Origin of the sequence: Motiliproteus sp. SC1-56 (genome assembly GCF_017309075.1) — a bacterium.
GTDB lineage: Bacteria > Pseudomonadota > Gammaproteobacteria > Pseudomonadales > Balneatricaceae > Motiliproteus.
On sequence record NZ_JAEMGS010000004.1, the window covers coordinates 251,756 to 268,785 of the forward strand.

A 17,030-nucleotide genomic window follows, 5' to 3' on the forward strand; every position below is an offset into this window, starting at 1 on the left:
TTTAAACTGGAGTGAATAGGCGACATGGCTGAAATTATCGATATCAAGGCACGGGAAGTGCTGGATTCTCGCGGCAACCCCACCGTAGAGGCGGACGTGACCCTCGCATCCGGTGCGTTCGGTACCGCCTGTGCCCCTTCGGGCGCGTCCACCGGTTCCCGGGAAGCCCTGGAACTGCGTGATGGCGACAAGAGCCGCTACCTGGGCAAGGGCGTGCTGAAGGCGGTCAACGCCGTCAACACCCAGATCCGCGAGGCACTGCTGGGTAAGGATGCGTTGGACCAGCGCGCGATCGACAAGGCCATGATCGACCTGGACGGTACCGATAACAAGGGTAACCTAGGCGCCAACGCCATTCTGGCGGTCTCTCTGGCGGTGGCGAAGGCGGCGGCGGCGGAAAAGAACATGCCGCTCTACGCCCACATTGCCGAGATCAATGGCAACCCCGGCGATTTCACCATGCCGGTGCCGATGATGAACATCCTCAACGGCGGCGAGCACGCCGACAACAACGTCGATATTCAGGAGTTCATGGTGCAGCCGGTTTCGGCGCCGAACTTTGCCGAGGCGCTGCGCATGGGTGCGGAGATTTTCCACAGCCTGAAGAAAGTGCTGTCAGCCCGTGGCCTCAACACCGCCGTTGGTGACGAAGGTGGTTTCGCCCCCAACCTGGCTTCCAACGAAGAAGCCCTGGTGGTGATCAAGGAAGCCATCGACCAAGCCGGCTACACCCTGGGCAAGGACATCACCCTGGCTTTGGACTGCGCCTCATCCGAGTTCTACAAGAACGGCAAGTACGACCTGTCAGGGGAAGGCAAGCAGTTCGACGCCGAAGGATTCGCCGATTACCTGGCCGAGCTGAGCGCCAAGTACCCCATCGTCTCCATCGAAGACGGCATGGACGAAAGCGATTGGGACGGCTGGGCCATCCTGACCAAGAAGATCGGCGACAAGGTTCAGCTGGTGGGTGACGATCTGTTCGTGACCAACACCAAGATCCTGTCCCGCGGGATTGAGCAGGGCATCGGCAACTCCATCCTGATCAAGTTCAACCAGATCGGCTCCCTGTCCGAGACCCTGGACGCGATCAAGATGGCCCAGGACGCCGGCTTCACCGCGGTGATCTCCCATCGTTCCGGCGAGACCGAGGACACCACCATCGCCGACCTGGCGGTGGCCACCAAGGCGGGCCAGATCAAGACCGGCTCCCTGTGCCGCTCTGACCGCGTCGCCAAGTACAACCGCTTGCTGCGCATCGAAGGTGAGCTCGAGGGCAAGGCGCCCTACAACGGCCTCTCTGAAATCAAGGGCCAGGGCTGAGCTTAGGGAGGGGGAGCCAAGGCTCCCCCTCTTTATCTGGGCTCTGTTTTTTGAGGTCTGAATCGTGACCAAATGGCTCTTCGCGTTGCTGTTGCTGCTTTTGCTGGGGCTGCAGTACCGGCTCTGGTTGGGGGAGGGCAATCTGCCGTCAGTGTGGGCGCTGCAGGCGGATATCGAGGCCCTCAAGGCCGAGAACGCCAAACTCCAGGCCCGTAACAGCGCGCTCGAGGCCGAGGTGGCGGACCTGAAAAAGGGCACCTCGGCGATTGAAGAGCGGGCGCGCAGCGAGCTGGGTATGGTGGGACGCGGCGAGACCTTTTTTCTCCTGCCCGAAAAGAAGTGATACTCTTGCCAACATCGTATTCTCTGGATTTTCCCCGTTACCATGGCGCGCCCCCGAGCCGGGGCGCCATCCGTACCCGCCCGGAGGACTTCCGGGTGGACGAATTTCTCAGCTACGAGCCTGATGGAGAGGGCGAGCACCTCTGGCTACAGGTGGAAAAGCGGGGTAACAACACCCAGTGGGTGGCCCGCCAACTCGCCAAACGCGCCGGTATCAATCCGACGGATGTCAGTTATGCTGGCCTCAAGGACCGCCACGCCCTCACCACCCAGTGGTTCAGCCTCTGGCTGCCCGGCAAGGCCGCGCCCGATCTTGACCACCTTGGCGAGGGGATCAAGGTGCTGCGTGCCGTGCGGCACGGGCGCAAACTCAAGCGCGGTGGTCATCAGAGCAACCGCTTTACTTTGCGCATTCGTGACCTGGAAGTGACCGGCGATCTGGAGGCCCGCCTGCTGGCGATCCGTGACCGGGGCGTGCCTAACTATTTCGGCGAACAGCGCTTCGGTCTGGACGGGGGCAATCTGCAGCAGGCCGACCAGCTGCTGGCCGGCAACCTGCGGATTCGTGACCGCCATCGGCGCAGCCTGATTATCTCATCGGCCCGTTCCTATCTCTTCAACAGCGTGGTGGCTGCGCGCATCGAGGGTGGTGTGCTGGACCGTTACCTGGAGGGCGACAAGCTGATGCTGGCCGGCTCTTCCGACCTGCTAAAAGCCGATAGCGAGGAGGACTTCCAGGCCGGTATCGACGCTTGGCGTTACCACCCCACCGCGCCTTTGATGGGGCGCGGGCGTGCCCTGGTGGAAGCGGAGTCGCTGGCCATGGAAGCTGATATACTGGCTCGGTTTGTACCCTGGTGTGAGGGCCTTGAGCGGCTGGGCCAGGTGCGTGAACGGCGCTCGGTCCGGTTTCGTCCCCGCGCCTTTAATTGGTTGACGCCCGAGCCGGGCGTCCTGGAATTGAGTTTCGAGCTGCCGCCGGGCACCTATGCCACCAGCGTGCTGCGCGAGTGTTGCCTGTATCGCGACGCTTCACAGTCGATCTGATAAATTGATGCGCCTATTAATATCCAACGATGACGGGGTTCATGCCCCGGGAATCCATGCTCTGGCCCGCGCGCTGGCGGAAGTGGCCGAGATCCAGGTTATCGCCCCGGACCGCAACCGCAGCGGGGCCAGCAATTCGCTCACCCTGGATCGCCCCCTAGAAGCACACCGCCTCGATAACGGCTTTGTCTGCGTCAACGGAACCCCCACCGACTGTGTTCACCTGGGGATTTCCGGGCTGTTCGAGTCTCGTCCCGACATGGTGGTTTCGGGTATTAACGCCGGCGCCAACCTAGGCGATGATGTGCTTTACTCGGGTACCGTGGCCGCGGCAATGGAGGGGCGTTATCTGAAGATGCCGGCGCTGGCGCTCTCCATGGTGGGTAGCAATATTCGCCATTACCAGAGCGGCGCGGCCATCGCATGCCAGCTGTTGAGCCGGATTAGCGCCGTCAATCTGGCTCCGCGCACGGTACTCAACATCAACGTGCCGGACCTGCCCCTGGAGGAGATTAAGGGGGTGCATATTACTCGCCTGGGGCACCGCAACCTGGGCGCCGAACCGGTGAAAACAGTCTGCCCCCGTGGACAGGAGCGCTACTGGATCGCGGCGGTGGGTAATGCCATGGACGACGGCCCCGGCACCGATTTTTACGCGGTGGCCAACGGCTACGTCTCTATCACGCCGCTGCAGGCGGACATGACCCAGTATTCCGGATTCGACAACCTCGGTGAATGGCTCGAGGGGATGGCATGAACACGATCGACAAGATCGATATCCAGGGTATCGGCATGACCTCCCGGCGTACCCGTGAACGCCTGGTTACGCGCCTGTACGAGGCGGGGATCAAAGACCCCCAGGTGCTCGAGGTGATCCGCCAGCTGCCCCGTCACCTGTTTGTGGACGAGGCGCTCGCTCACCGCGCCTACGAAGATACCGCCCTGCCCATCGGCTTCAACCAGACCATCTCCCAGCCCTACACGGTGGCCCGCATGACCGAGGCGCTGCTGGCTGCCGGGCCGCGTAAGCGGGTGCTGGAGATCGGCACGGGCTCGGGCTACCAGACCGCGGTGTTGGCCTGCCTGGTGGCGCAGACTTACAGCGTTGAGCGTATCCTGCCGCTGCAGGAGCGAGCCCGTACCCGGCTGCAGCAGCTCAATTTGCGCAACGTGCACTTCAAGCACGCCGACGGCGGCTTTGGCTGGGCCGAGAAGGGGCCCTTTGACGGCATTATCTGCGCTGCCGCCCCCGAGGAGATTCCCGAAGAGCTGCTGCAGCAGCTCGCCGTCGGCGGGCGGCTGATTATTCCGGTCGGTGGGGCGAGCCAGGAGCTGCGCCAGGTGGATCGGATTGACGAGGGGCAATACCGTCAGCAGGCACTGGAAGGGGCGCGTTTCGTGCCGCTGCTCAGTGGTTCTATTCGGTGAAACGGAGCAGTATCGATGCGGCAGTGGCGTGACTGGTTTTACCTGTTTCTGAGGGGCGTCGGCATGGGGGCCGCGGATGCGGTGCCCGGGGTTTCCGGCGGCACGGTGGCCTTTATCACCGGTATTTACGAAGAGCTGGTCGACTCCATCCGCAGTATCACCCCGGCGGCCTTTGCTACCTTGCTGCGTGAGGGGCCGGTGGCCTTCTGGCGGCGAATCAACGGCTCTTTTCTGCTGGTCTTGATCAGCGGCATCCTGATCAGCCTGATGAGCTTGGCCCGGGTGGCGGTGTACCTGCTGGAAAATCACCCCGCCATGCTCTGGGCGTTCTTTTTCGGCCTTATTCTCGCCTCCGCTGTCTGGATGGTGCGGCAGGTGCCTGAATGGGGTCGGGGCACCCTGGCGGGGCTCGGGCTCGGGGCCGCGTTTGCCTTCGCGCTCACCCAGATGACGCCGGTAGAGGCGCCGATCACCGCGCTCAGCGTGTTTCTGGCCGGCGCCGTCGCTATTTGCGCCATGATTCTGCCCGGGATATCCGGTAGTTTCATTCTTCTGCTGATCGGCATGTACGGCCCGATCATGGGCGCTATCAAGGGTTTTCAGCTGGACCTGATCGGGCTTTTTTTGGGCGGCTGCGTGGTGGGGCTACTGAGCTTTTCCCATCTGCTTGCCTGGACCTTCAAGCGCTACCATAGCCTGACCCTGGCGGTATTGACCGGTTTCATGCTGGGCTCGCTGGGCAAGGTCTGGCCCTGGAAATACACCACCGCCTATCGGATCGACAGTCACGGGGAGCAAGTGCCCCTGCTGCAGGAGAACGTGCTGCCGGCCAGTTACCATGCCCTGACCGGCGAAGAGCCGCTGCTGGGGTTGGCCCTGGTGCTGATGTTGGCCGGGGGCGCCTTGGTGTATATTCTGGAAAATCGACTCAACGCACGTGTATAGGGGGAGTCGGCCGGCGTCCGGTGGTTTTGTACCGGCCCGGCTTCGCAATGGGAGTAGAGCGCAAGAAGACAGGCGGGGCCCTACGCGCGGCCCTGTTTTCATTGCTGAGTGGTCTGCTGCTGGCAGGATGTAGCAGCAACCCAGGCGCTCCAGTAAGTGAGCGCTCGCACTCGCCGCTACCCCCCAAAACAATCCAGAGTCGTCCCGGGGGAACGTACCGGGTGGAGGCCGGCGATACCCTCTATTCCATTGCCTGGCGGTACGGCCTCGACTTTCGCGCCCTGGCCCGCGCTAATGGTATCCCGGCGAGTTACCGTATCTACCCCGGTCAGCGACTGACCCTCTCCGAGGCTCCCAAACGGCGCGCCAGCACCGAAAAGAAAGCCGCCCAGTCTTCCCGGCAGGCGCCTCGATCGGCGGCCAAAGCCCCTGTGGCCAAGAAGGCAGCGCCGGCCCCTGCGCAAGCACCGAAACAAGCCGTCACTTCCCGTTCAAGCTCTCGCTCCAGCGCCCCGGCAGCCGGTCCCCTGGAGTGGAAATGGCCCGCCAAGGGGCCTGTCGTCGGTCGATTTCGCACCCAGGGAAAAATTAATAAAGGCGTCAATATCGCCGGAAACCCAGGCGAGCCGGTGTTTGCAGCGGCGCCGGGGGAGGTTGTGTACTCAGGAAGTGGTTTACTGGGCTACGGAAATCTGATTATCATAAATCACAACGAGCGGTTTTTGAGCGCTTACGCGCACAACAGCCGCTTGCTTGCCAAGGAGAGGGACCGGGTAAAAACCGGTGAGAAAATAGCTGAAATAGGTAACACGGGGGCTTCTCAGCCCATGTTACATTTCGAAATTCGCAAGGACGGAAAACCGGTTGACCCACTTCGCTACCTGCCAAAACGAAAATAAAAAGTGGCAGTCCCTAGCGGTAGCCGGGCTCGGTGTTGCGCCGGAAAGGGAGGTAGACCCATATGGAATCGCTCAATGTTGCTGAACCCCTGTCGACAGTAAATGCGACGCGGGGTGGTAGGAACAAAGGAATGTCGGGCAGTCGCCCCACACGTGCTAAGCGAAAGAGCAAGGTGGCCATGAGCAACGACGATGCAGTGATGAGCCGGGCGCGCAGCGAGGTCCACGAGGACCTGCTCAATGCACGGCACTTGGATGCAACCCAGCTGTACCTTAACGAGATAGGATTCTCTCCACTCCTCTCCGCCGAAGAAGAAGTTTATTTCTCCCGGCGCGCCCTCAAGGGTGACGAAGCCTCCCGCAAACGGATGATCGAGAGCAACCTGCGGCTGGTGGTGAAAATCGCCCGGCGCTATATCAACCGCGGACTGACCCTGCTGGACCTGATCGAAGAGGGCAACCTGGGGCTGATCCGGGCCGTGGAGAAGTTCGACCCCGAGCGGGGCTTTCGCTTTTCAACCTATGCCACCTGGTGGATTCGCCAGACCATCGAGCGGGCCATCATGAACCAGACCCGCACCATCCGTCTTCCCATCCACGTGGTCAAGGAGCTGAACGTCTACCTTCGTGCCGCGCGGGAGCTGGCGCAGCAGCTGGACCACGAGCCCACGTGCGAGGAGATCGCCCAGAAGCTCGATAAACCGGTGGAAAACGTCAAGCGGATGCTGGGGTTGAACGAGCGGGTGAGTTCGGTCGATATTCCCGTCGGGCAGGACTCGGACAAGTCCCTTCTGGAAACCATTCCCGATACCGAGGCCGCGGATCCCGAAGCCTGGCTGCAGAACACCAATCTGATCGGCCGCTTGGATGACTGGCTCTCGACCCTGCCGGAAAAGCACAGCGAAGTGCTGGCGCGGCGCTTTGGCCTGCGCGGCCACGAGATGAGCACACTGGAAGAGGTGGGCCGGGAAATCGGTCTGACCCGCGAACGGGTGCGGCAGATCCAGGTTGAAGCCCTGCGCCGCCTGCGCGAGATTGTCGAGAACAACGGGCTGACCGGGCCGGATCTGCTGGAGTAAGGCGCTGGCTCACCCAGATCAATAAATCCTAGATCACCGAATCAAAGCTGCTGCGGCTTAGCGCTCCAGCAGCTTTTTTTTGTCCGGCTTGCCGTTCCAGGTCTCGGCACCCTCGGGGGCCTGCTTCATCTCCGAGATGTTTGGCCAGATCTCGGCCAGTTCGGCGTTGAGGGCGATGAACTCTTTCTGGTCCGCGGGCACACCGCCCTCTTCGAAAATCGCCTCGGCCGGGCACTCCGGCTCGCAGAGCGCGCAGTCGATGCACTCCTCCGGGTGGATCACCAGCATGTTGGGGCCTTCGTAAAAACAGTCTACCGGGCACACATCCACGCAGTCGGTGTATTTGCACTTGATGCAGTTCTCGGTAACCACAAAGGTCATCGCCGCTCTCCTTCTGTTGGGGACCGCCTTAGGCGGTGCCCAACAGTATAGACAGCGGGCGATGAATGACGCGGATTTAGAACGTCCCCGCTTTCAGCCGGTAAAGGGCCTCAAGCGCCTGGCGGGGGGTCAGGTTGTCCGGGTCGAGTTCATCCAGGGCGCGCTCCAGCGGACTGGGCTGTTGGTTGAACATATCGCCCTGCAATGGCGCGGTGCCATCGGTCGCCACCGGGCGGGGAGGGGCTGCGCCCTCAAGCTGGCTCAGCTTTTCCCGGGCTTCGGCGATCACGTTACCTGGCACACCGGCCAGTTGGGCGACCTGCAGACCGTAGCTCTGGCTGGCCGGCCCCTCGTGCACGCTGTGCAGGAAGATGATGTGGTCCTTGTGCTCGGTGGCGGTCAGGTGCACGTTGGCCACGCTTTCGACCTCCTCGGGCAGGGCCGTGAGTTCGAAGTAGTGGGTGGCGAACAGGGTGAAGGCGCGGCCTTCGGCCGCCAGGTAGCGGGCGCATGACCAGGCCAGTGAGAGACCGTCGAAGGTGCTGGTGCCCCGACCCACCTCATCCATCAGCACAAGGCTGCGTTCGGTGGCGTTGTGGAGAATGTTGGCGGTTTCGGTCATCTCCACCATGAAGGTGGAGCGTCCGCCGGCGAGATCGTCCGAAGAACCCATGCGGGTGAAGATACGGTCCACCAGACCGATGCGGGCGCTTTGCGCGGGTACGTAGCCGCCAATGTGGGCCAGCAGCACGATCAGGGCGGTCTGGCGCATGTAGGTGGACTTACCCCCCATGTTGGGGCCGGTGATGATCAGCATGCGGCGCTGGTTGTCGAGGATGAGGTCGTTGGCCACGAAGGGGTCTTCGGAGACCTGCTCGACCACCGGGTGACGCCCGCCTTCGATGAACAGGCCCGGCTCCTCTACCACCTGGGGCGCGCAGTAATTCAGCTCATCGGCACTGCAGGCCAGGCCGTTAAGCACGTCGAGCTCGGCCAGGGCGGCGCTGCACTCCTGCAAGGGGGCAAGCGTTGCCGCCAAGGTTTCGAGCAGCGCTTCGTAGAGGGCCTTTTCCCGGGCCAGGGCCCGGCTTTTGGCACTCAATGCCTTGTCCTCGAACTCCTTGAGCTCGGGGGTGATAAAGCGCTCGGCATTCTTGAGGGTCTGGCGGCGGATGTACTCCGTGGGTGCCCCGGACGACTGGGCGCGGCTGATCTCGATGTAATAGCCGTGTACCCGGTTGAAGCCTACCTTGAGGCTGGGAATGCCGGTGCGTTCGCGCTCCCGGCGCTCCAGGTCCACCAGGTAGTCGCCGGCATTTTCGCTCAGGGCGCGCAGCTCATCCAGCTCCGAATCGTAGCCGCTGGCGATCACGCCGCCGTCACGGATTACCACCGGCGGGCTGTCGATAATGGCTCGGGCCAGTAGCGTCTGCAGGTCAGGGAACTCGCTGATCCGCGCGGCCAGCTGCGCGGCCAGGGGCGAATCCAGCGGCGCCAGGGCCTGCTGAATGGCGGGCAGCGCGGCTAGGGCGCGCTTGAGCCGCTCCAGATCCCGGGGACGGGCCGAGCGCAGTGCCACCCGGGCCAGGATGCGCTCCATATCCCCGATCTGCTTGAGTTCCGGGGTCAGCGTTTCGTAATGGTAATTCTCGATCAGGCACTCGATGCAGAATTGCCGCTGGCTGATGGTCGCGAGGTCACGCAGGGGGCGGTTCAGCCAGCGCCGCAACAGGCGCCCGCCCATCGGGGTGGTGGTGGCGTCGATCACCGAGACCAGGGTGTTTTCCGCACCGCCCATCAGGTTCTGGTCCAGCTCCAGGTTACGGCGGGTGGCAGCGTCCAGCACCACGCTGTCTTCCCGGGTTTCCACCTGGATGGCACGGATATGGGGCAGGTCGGTGCGCTGGGTCTCCTTGGCGTATTGCAGCAGGCAGCCGGCGGCACGCAGCGCCACCGGCAGGTGGTCGCAGCCGAAGCCGCTAAGGTCCCGGGTCTGGAATTGTTGGTTGAGCAGGCGCAGTGCTGTATCCAGCTCGAAGTGCCAGGGGGGCTGGCGACGCAAGCCGGGCAGGGGCGGTAGCACGGCTTCCAGGGCGTCGTCCTCGTTATACAGCAGCTCGGCGGGCCGCAGGCGGGCCAGTTCGGCCAGCAGCCCCTCCTCACCCTGGGTCTGGCAGACCACGAAGCGCCCGGCGCTGATATCCAGGCTGGCGATGCCGAAACGCTCCTCCTCGCAGGTCACGGCTACCAGCAGGTTGTCCCGCTTCTCTTCGAGCAAGGCTTCGTCGGTCAGGGTGCCCGGCGTCACCACCCGCACCACCTTGCGCTCAACCGGCCCTTTGCTGGTGGCGGGATCGCCGATCTGCTCGGCGATGGCGACCGACTGCCCGGCGCGGACAATCTTGGCTACGTAACCGTCCGCCGAGTGGTAGGGAATCCCGGCCATGGGGATCGGTTGGCCCCCGGAGTGACCACGGGCGGTGAGGGAGATATCCAGCAGCTCGGATGCGCGCTTGGCATCGTCGTAGAAGAGCTCGTAGAAGTCGCCCATGCGGTAGAAAACCAGCTCGTTGGGGTGCTCGGCCTTGATGCGGAAGTATTGCTGCATCATTGGTGTGTGCTTACTCTCGCCTGCCCCGCTTTTTGCGGCGTTTTTTCGTGATTTTTGCATTAATTTTCCGGGCTTTGCCTGTGTGCTCATCGTCTGCGTACGTTAATCTTTAAAAGCGCACATAAGTGTAAATCAAGAAAACTGGTGTAGCTTGTTGTGTAGGGTGTTACCGTAACGCGTGGAGTGTGCCAAAAAACCTACACTAAAAAGCCTCGAGGAGCGGCACCCGTCGAGGCTCGACCATGCGATGCTGGAGGGACCCATGGCCGGCGACAATTCTAACCGATCCGCCCGCCCTTTGTCTGATGCTGCCGTGCGGCGAATGAAGGCGGGGGCGACCCTGGCGGATGCGGGAGACCACCGTGGCCTTCGAGTAACCAGGGGCAAGCGGGGCGGGACGACGTTCTATTACCGGTATCGCAGCCCCGTTGCCGATCCGGGCGGCCAGCGCCCGATCCGCCAGTACCGCATCGGCCATTACCCCGAGATGTCCCTAGCGGAGGCCAGGGCGTGTCATACGGCGCTCAAAGCCAAACGGGACTCCGGGCTGTGCCCGGCGGCCGAAGCCCGCCGAGAGGCGGCGACAGCGCGGGAGAGCGCCGACGACCAGCGTAAGGGCGCGCAGTTGGCCGCCTTTACCGTCGAACACCTGGTGGAGAAATACCTGGCGGAGTACATCGAGGATCGAACCGCCCCTAACGGTCAGCTTCTACGCAGGGGCGCACGGGCGATCAAAGGCCAGCGCGAGGCTCGCCGAACGCTATACGGGGATGCGGTCCGGGGGCTCGGCTCCCGTCCGGCGGTGAGCGTCTCCAGCAAGGAGGTCCTCGAACTGATCCAGTCCATTGTCGACCGGGGCGCCAGTGTCCAGGCCGGTGTTGTCCTGCGCGAACTGACCGCCGCCTTCGACTTCGCCATCGGTGATCCGCTCCCGGAGGACTTCCAGAACCCCTGCTACCAGGCCAAGGGCATACTTCGCCGCAAGAAGCTGAAACTGACCTGTGCGCGGGGCAAGCGGGTGCTGAGCGACCAGGAGCTCTCCCGGCTGCTCGCCTGGTTGCCGGGCAGCCGATACACCCCGACGCAGAAAAACGTCCTGCTCTTCACCCTGATGACGGGCTGTCGTACCGGAGAAGTGTGCGGGGCGCGTTGGAGCGACATCGACCTTGAAAACCGGACCTGGCACCTGCGGGAAACCAAATCGGGCAGCGAGCGCTATGTGCAGCTGGCCGATCAGGCCATCGACTTCCTGGTCCAGCTGCGCCGGGTGACGGGCGACTGCCTGTTCCCCTCCCGCAAGACCGGCCAGCCGCTACAGCAGAAACAGCTGACCGAGCAGGCCTGGCGCATGCGCCGTGACCGCGTTTTCATCGACCTGCCGAAATGGACCCCCCACGACCTGCGCCGGACCGTGCGCACCGGCTTGGCGCGTCTCGGCTGCCCCTCCGAGGTGGCCGAGGCGATCCTGGGCCATGCCCGCTCCGGTATCGAGGGGACCTATGATCTACACCGCTATGAGGCTGAGTGTCGCATCTGGCTGCAGCGGTGGAATGACCATCTTGATGCTTTGCGAGAAAAATAAGGGAGTGCTTTATGCAAACAGAGGATATGCGAACCGAGGAAGAGCTGGCTTACCAGAAGCAGCTTCAAGATGAGGAGGAGTCCTTCGACGTTGCTGCGGAGGAGTATGCCTGGCGGCGCGCGCAGTGGCGCAGCCTGGTCGCGCAGGGCCGGTCAGGGCGAAGCGGAGCACGTCCTTTCTGGAGTTACTTCATTCGCTGGTTAGAGCAAGGCACGCGTCTTGAAAAGCTGGCAGCAAAACGGCTTAAGGCGGCTCTAGACGCCCCCGCGGCGGAGGTCTCCGATGCCCTGGGCATCACCCGTGAGGCCGCCCCTCAGCGCAGGGGGTACCCGACGCAGCAGCGATTATTCATCGACTGGTATTGCGAAACTCTCTTGGAGAGGGGCTTGCCGCCTGATACCAAACTGCCCAAATCGGAACGTGATGCTTGGTTGAGTCAACAGCCGCTAGAGATCCAGGACCGGCTTTCGGAGAGTACCCTGTTGAAATGGGCGGCGCTGGCGAGGGAGGAGGCCGCTGACCCAGATTCAATGTTCTATCTTCTTCGCGACTTCGAATGCTATGAAGATGACGATTGCCCCGCCTAGCGCACTTTAGCCATCAGTGCAAGTAATGGTCAAATTTCGCCGTTACTCGTGGCGCTTTTTACCCCCGATTAGAGTCTCTTCCGTCCACTAACGGAAACGGAGAGACCCATGTCCAAACCGAATATCCACCCAGATTATAAAATCGCCGAAGTGGCCGAACAGCTCTCGGCGAGTGTACCCACCATCTACAAGCTGATCCACGACGGGACCCTATCGACCTACAAGCTGGGGCGGGGCACCCGCGTCACCCGCGAGTCCGTAGCGGCATTGCGGTTGGGAGGGATTCAGCGCAACGGTACGAGTTAGTCATGCTGCCCCCGGCTGTTTTCGAGCTTTTTTTAAAAGCAGGTGCGCGCGTCCAAGCCAAAGAGAAAGCGCTCGGTATGCCCGAAGGGGGTGCAGTAATGCGAATCCCCGGCCGCCCACACAGCGACCGGGACTACGCCACGGCAGAGCAACTGGCTAAGGCTGCGAGTAGCAGTCAGCCCAATTTAGCACGGGACGAACCGGCCCCCAGGGACCAAATCCCCATCTCAATCGGGGGCCGGTCAACGTGTCCCAACGACCCTATCCCTTTTCTACAAGCCGTGCCCTGCTCGGCGGGGGGCCTCATTGCGCCCAAAAAAGGGGCCTTTTAGAGAATTAAACAATGATCAACAGAAAACAGAATTTGTCTGCCGGCGGCGAAGCGCCGACAGTCACCCTCGACCTTGACGCGCTGGGCCTCGCTGAGGCCGAGAGCATGGACCTCAATCCCGTCGTCAGCCCCCGCAAGACCAGAGACGAGTGCCTGAGTGCAAACTACGCCGGGACCGTGGACCTGCACCAAATCACGACCCCCGAGGGCGTCATCGCCTTCACAGAGCTCTGCTCGAAAGGGGGCGTGCCCGTCACCAAGGAGCTGGATGCGCAGGGGCAGACGGTCAAGAAGGCCGCCACGCCCCGCCTCTGGTCCATGCGCCAGGTCCACGTCCAGTCGATCCAGGCGCTCGGGGATCACCTCCAGCAGATGGCCCCGGACCCCTCCAAGGCCATCGTGCTGGGCGAGCCCACCGAAGCCGTCACCGGGGGCAGCAACAATGTGCGCAAGGCATCACCCGCCTCGCCGGGCAGGGGGGGCTATGCCGACACCTGGTATGAGCCCACGCTGCGCGGCTCGGGAACCCGTCTGCTGGTGCTCGACATCGACGCCGACGGTTGCTCCCTGGGCGTCGAGGTCACCTCTGGCACAGCGCCGGCAGTGGTGAAGGCCCTCGAAGGGGCGATCGCCACCCATTACCCGGATCTCGAAGACGTCGACCTGTTTTACAGCTTTACTGCCAGCCAGAAGCCGGACGGCAGCAACATCCGCCTGCGGGTGTTCGCGGTCCTGGACCGGCTCTACACCTGGAAGGAGCTGAGGCGCTGGGCCGCGGCCACCTCGCTTCCGCCGGATCTCTCCGTGTTCTCGTCACAGCAGCTCATCTACGTTGCCGCGCCGATCCGTCCGCCGGGCCAGCCAGACCCCATCGCAAACCGGATGGGCCTTATCGAGGGGCTCTTAGATACCGCCACCCTGAAGATTCCGGATGAACCCCAGGCGGGTGAACCCAAGTCCGATGAGCCCAGGTCGGCGGCACTTGGCGGCGGTGGGGCTTACTTGCCCGGGATGATCCCGATCGAGAAAGAGTTCTGCCGCCGGGTCGATCTTGCGTCGCTGTTGCTGATGAAGGGCTACGCGCCGGGGCCGGAGGCGGATACTTACTGCCATCCGGGCAGCCAGAGCGGGCAGGCGGGGCTGACGGTCTACAACGATCGGGCCGTGCCCACCTGCTACTCCTTCAACCAGACCGATCCCCTCAGAAGCGCCCACCGCCTGGACGCCTTCAACGTCTACGAGCGCCTCTGGCACGACGGCGATCACCAGGCGGCCAGGCGCGCCGTCGGCAAGGCCATGACCACCCCCGAGGGGCTCAGTGCCCTCGTCCACAATGCCCGTATCAGCGATGTGGCCGCTTTCGAGAGCTTCGAACGGGACGCGGTTCCGGACCAGGCCGCCAATGATCCCGGCCTGGAGATCGAGGAGGGCGCCAACCCCTACCAGGCCAAACCGGTCCCCTTGGGGTTCGACTTTACCCGGATTACCGCCCGCCCGTGGATACTGGGCCGTGAATTGATGCGAGGCCAGCTGCATGTGCTGACGAGTCCGGGGGGCACCGGCAAATCGGCCCTGGCCTTGACCATCGCGGTGGCCGTTGCCACCAACCGCCCCCTCACCGGTGTAACGGTCCTGGAATCCGGCGCCGTCTGGGTGATCAACAACGAGGATGATCAGGATGAGCTTTATCGCCGCCTGGGCGGGATTCTCAAGTTTCACGATATTTCCGTCGAGAGCCTGCAGGGACGGCTCTTCGTAAACTCGGGCTACGGGGCGCCTTTCATCTTCGCGAAAAAGAACCAAGAGGGGGCTATTGGGCCCGGCCAGACGGTCGAGCTCATCGTCGAGGAGATTCGGGAAAAGGACATCAAGCTGCTCATCGTCGACCCCCTGGTCAGCACCCACGAGTGCGAGGAAAACTCCAACGAAGCCATGAACCGCGTCGCCGACCAGTTCAAATACATCGCCAAAAAGACCGGCTGTGGGGTTCAGCTCGTCCACCATAACCGTAAAGTGAATGCCGGTGGCGACTCCGAGGCCAGTGCGGGAGACGCCGAGTCCGGGCGGGGCGCCTCGGCTCTGAAGGACGCCTCGCGCTCGATGCGCACCCTGGCACGAATGAATGAAAATACGGCCAAGAAGTGGGGCATACCGGCCGACGAACGGCCCCGGTACATTCGGGACGACAGCGCGAAATCCAACTATGCCCTGCCGGACGGCGCGGCCCGCTGGTACAGGCTGGAAACGGTAGAGCTGGGCAACGGCGACAGCGTCGGTGTGCCGGTGCCGTTTGATCCTTCCAAGCTGGTGGAAAGGGCCGAGATGAAGAAAGTCGCGGAGCAGGAGGAAAAGCTGGCGCAGGCTCGAAAGGACGTCCTGACTTACATGGGGGAGGCGAGCAGTCTGTCCCGTGGCGAACTGGTCGAGCGTCTGAAGCCGCTTTGGGATCTGGAGCAGAGGGCGGCCGAAGACCGGATCAAGGCGTGTATTCCCGAGGGGCGTGACCATGCGGTACTCGTCGCCGGTGACTTTGGTGGCCCCTACCGACTCTGGATCGAGAAGAAGGGGGCGCACAAAACAGCCCCCCAATATATTCGCCAAGAGCGGGTGGCGGATGAACCCTGTTAGGCAAACCGAGCCACCCTGCGAAGCCCGAAGTTCCATGACAGGCAGTGAAGCGGGGCTGGGGCCTGCCCTGCGCAGGCTTCGCTGTTTGCGCAGCTGTCGAAGTCTCCTGCGACCTCCTGTTCTCGGGGCTTCGGGCTCCGCAGGCTTCGCACCCCTATAAGGGGCATGCCGCCGCCTGCGAGGGCGGCTGGCACAGCCCCTGTCTTCCCGTTTTTAAGTTTCAAGTTCCGGATTGGCCTCCAGGAGGAGGCCCCCGCCCAGCGTCGGTTTGTCCGGCGGATGCCTCGTCACCATGGCCGGTTTCGGGGTGAATAGGTGAGCGCTTTTTCATGGTGCAGTTTTGCAGGTTGGTTCAACAAGAAAGCCCCGGTCGCTGGATAGCGTACCGGGGCTTTTTTTACCCACTAACTCAGATTATGGAAGAGCGGGGTTTCCTATTGCTCAAGCCGGAGTAAGGCAGCTCGTGGAGCCCTTGGGGTTGGGCCAAAGAACCCAGGTGGGCTTCCGTGACAGACATTAATCTGTACATAAATTTGAGCCCCGAGCAGTACGCCAAGGAATGGCATCAATGTGAGCATTAGATCCATATGACCTCCAGAAGAGGGTTTTCGGGAGGGCTCGGCCGACACTATCCTTGGACCAAAATTGGTTGATTCGTTAGAACCACATCACTAAACTGAATTTGCTAGATACAGAAAGTGGCGTTTTGGTGACGGCCTTGCCCGGAACTAATTCCGCTCCTTGGAAGGGCCTGAAAGGGCCCTTTTTCTTTGCCCCTTCAAAGCTGGGTTTTATATTAACTGCTGCTCGGGTGCATACAACATCTAGTATTTGGCACAGGTTCGACAGTTTTTTGACCGCCCCTTGGTGCTTTTTTAAACGCCGCTGAAAGTCACGGTTAGATAGGGGTAAGTGGTTACCAACAAGCTCTCTTGGTTAAAACCAAAAAGAATATAAAAGTTTTTTTAAGAAGCCATAAAGTATAGAAAGCATGTTTGCGCTAACCACTAGGTGTAGGGGTAAAGGCGTCGCCAAACCACAATAAATGGTTGATTTAAAGTAGGGTAAACCTGTTCATAAGATCGGCAGAGTGCGCCGAAGGCAGGAGGTCAGGCAAGCGTCGGCCTGAAATAGAAGAGATCCAGCCCCGCCTGCGGATAGCTCAAGAGTGGTTCGAGTACCTAGCCGAGGAACTCCTGAAAGTTACCTCCAGAAGCTGTTTTTGAAGCACGCCAGCGCCCCTGTTGCCATTCAAATATTGTTACAATGTAACAATATGGCCGATCGGAGGACGCCCCATGACCCCTGAACAATACCGAGCAACCCGCCTCTGGTTCGGCTGCAGCGTCGCCGAGTGGACCCAACTGCTCGGCATCTCACGCTCCCTGCACGGCAAGCTGACCGGCGGGTTCGTTGACGTATCCAGGCAAACCGAGCAGCTCATCCGAGCCCTGCTGGCGCACCGGCAGACGCAGATGAAACTGGCGGAGTTGGAGGAACAGGTCGAGCGGGCCGGTGTGCGTGAGCAGCTCTGCCGTTTTTAG

The 17,030-nt window shown here is 62.1% G+C and carries 15 protein-coding genes; 13 read left to right on the forward strand and 2 right to left on the reverse strand.

The features are described from left to right. The first annotated feature begins 24 nt into the window (after positions 1-24). From eno to rpoS, 8 genes are all read left to right on the forward strand, one after another. A complete protein-coding gene (eno, locus tag JGZ97_RS06295; protein ID WP_207061762.1) occupies positions 25-1,320 on the forward strand; it encodes a phosphopyruvate hydratase in 1,296 nt (431 codons plus the stop codon). A gap of 64 nt (positions 1,321-1,384) precedes the next feature. Then, the gene (gene ftsB / locus JGZ97_RS06300; protein WP_207061763.1) at positions 1,385-1,663 is read left to right on the forward strand and encodes a cell division protein FtsB; all 279 of its coding nucleotides are present in this window, start codon (positions 1,385-1,387) and stop codon (positions 1,661-1,663) included. Between the two features lie 5 nt (positions 1,664-1,668). Continuing rightward, positions 1,669-2,709: a tRNA pseudouridine(13) synthase TruD gene (gene truD / locus JGZ97_RS06305; protein WP_207061764.1), complete on the forward strand. Its 1,041-nt coding sequence runs from the start codon at positions 1,669-1,671 to the stop codon at positions 2,707-2,709. A gap of 7 nt (positions 2,710-2,716) precedes the next feature. Next, the gene (surE, locus tag JGZ97_RS06310) at positions 2,717-3,466 is read left to right on the forward strand and encodes a 5'/3'-nucleotidase SurE (protein WP_207061765.1); all 750 of its coding nucleotides are present in this window, start codon (positions 2,717-2,719) and stop codon (positions 3,464-3,466) included. 14 nt (positions 3,467-3,480) lie between these two features. Next, on the forward strand, positions 3,481-4,137 hold the full coding sequence (locus tag JGZ97_RS06315) for a protein-L-isoaspartate(D-aspartate) O-methyltransferase (protein ID WP_370584021.1): 657 nt from the start codon (positions 3,481-3,483) through the stop codon (positions 4,135-4,137). Positions 4,138-4,152: 15 nt separating this feature from the next. Next, complete coding sequence (locus tag JGZ97_RS06320) at positions 4,153-5,082, forward strand: DUF368 domain-containing protein (protein WP_207061766.1); 930 nt, start codon at positions 4,153-4,155, stop codon at positions 5,080-5,082. 221 nt (positions 5,083-5,303) lie between these two features. Beyond that, positions 5,304-5,981, forward strand: coding sequence for a peptidoglycan DD-metalloendopeptidase family protein (locus JGZ97_RS06325; protein ID WP_370584019.1), 678 nt, complete (start codon positions 5,304-5,306; stop codon positions 5,979-5,981). 179 nt (positions 5,982-6,160) lie between these two features. Next, the gene (gene rpoS, locus JGZ97_RS06330) at positions 6,161-7,060 is read left to right on the forward strand and encodes an RNA polymerase sigma factor RpoS (RefSeq protein ID WP_255537717.1); all 900 of its coding nucleotides are present in this window, start codon (positions 6,161-6,163) and stop codon (positions 7,058-7,060) included. 57 nt (positions 7,061-7,117) lie between these two features. Here rpoS and fdxA read toward each other — a convergent pair whose 3' ends face one another. Continuing rightward, positions 7,118-7,441: a ferredoxin FdxA gene (gene fdxA, locus JGZ97_RS06335; RefSeq protein ID WP_207061769.1), complete on the reverse strand. Its 324-nt coding sequence runs from the start codon at positions 7,439-7,441 to the stop codon at positions 7,118-7,120. 76 nt (positions 7,442-7,517) lie between these two features. Then, positions 7,518-10,052, reverse strand: coding sequence for a DNA mismatch repair protein MutS (mutS, locus tag JGZ97_RS06340; RefSeq protein ID WP_370584020.1), 2,535 nt, complete (start codon positions 10,050-10,052; stop codon positions 7,518-7,520). A 262-nt stretch (positions 10,053-10,314) separates the two neighbouring features. On the opposite strand from mutS, the gene JGZ97_RS06345 reads away from it, so the two are divergent. The 5 genes from JGZ97_RS06345 (at position 10,315) to JGZ97_RS06365 (ending at position 17,030) form a co-directional block, all read left to right on the forward strand. Then, on the forward strand, positions 10,315-11,634 hold the full coding sequence (locus tag JGZ97_RS06345; RefSeq protein ID WP_207061771.1) for a site-specific integrase: 1,320 nt from the start codon (positions 10,315-10,317) through the stop codon (positions 11,632-11,634). An 11-nt stretch (positions 11,635-11,645) separates the two neighbouring features. Continuing rightward, entirely contained in the window at positions 11,646-12,221 is a 576-nt protein-coding gene (locus JGZ97_RS06350; RefSeq protein ID WP_207061772.1) for a hypothetical protein, read from the forward strand. Positions 12,222-12,329: 108 nt separating this feature from the next. Next, the gene (locus JGZ97_RS06355; protein WP_207061773.1) at positions 12,330-12,527 is read left to right on the forward strand and encodes a helix-turn-helix domain-containing protein; all 198 of its coding nucleotides are present in this window, start codon (positions 12,330-12,332) and stop codon (positions 12,525-12,527) included. A gap of 343 nt (positions 12,528-12,870) precedes the next feature. After that, positions 12,871-15,486, forward strand: a complete 2,616-nt coding sequence (locus JGZ97_RS06360) for a helicase RepA family protein (protein WP_207061774.1) — start codon at positions 12,871-12,873, stop codon at positions 15,484-15,486. A gap of 1,298 nt (positions 15,487-16,784) precedes the next feature. Beyond that, positions 16,785-17,030 carry a hypothetical protein gene (locus JGZ97_RS06365; RefSeq protein ID WP_207061775.1) on the forward strand — a complete coding sequence of 82 codons (246 nt, stop codon included), beginning with the start codon at positions 16,785-16,787 and terminating at the stop codon, positions 17,028-17,030.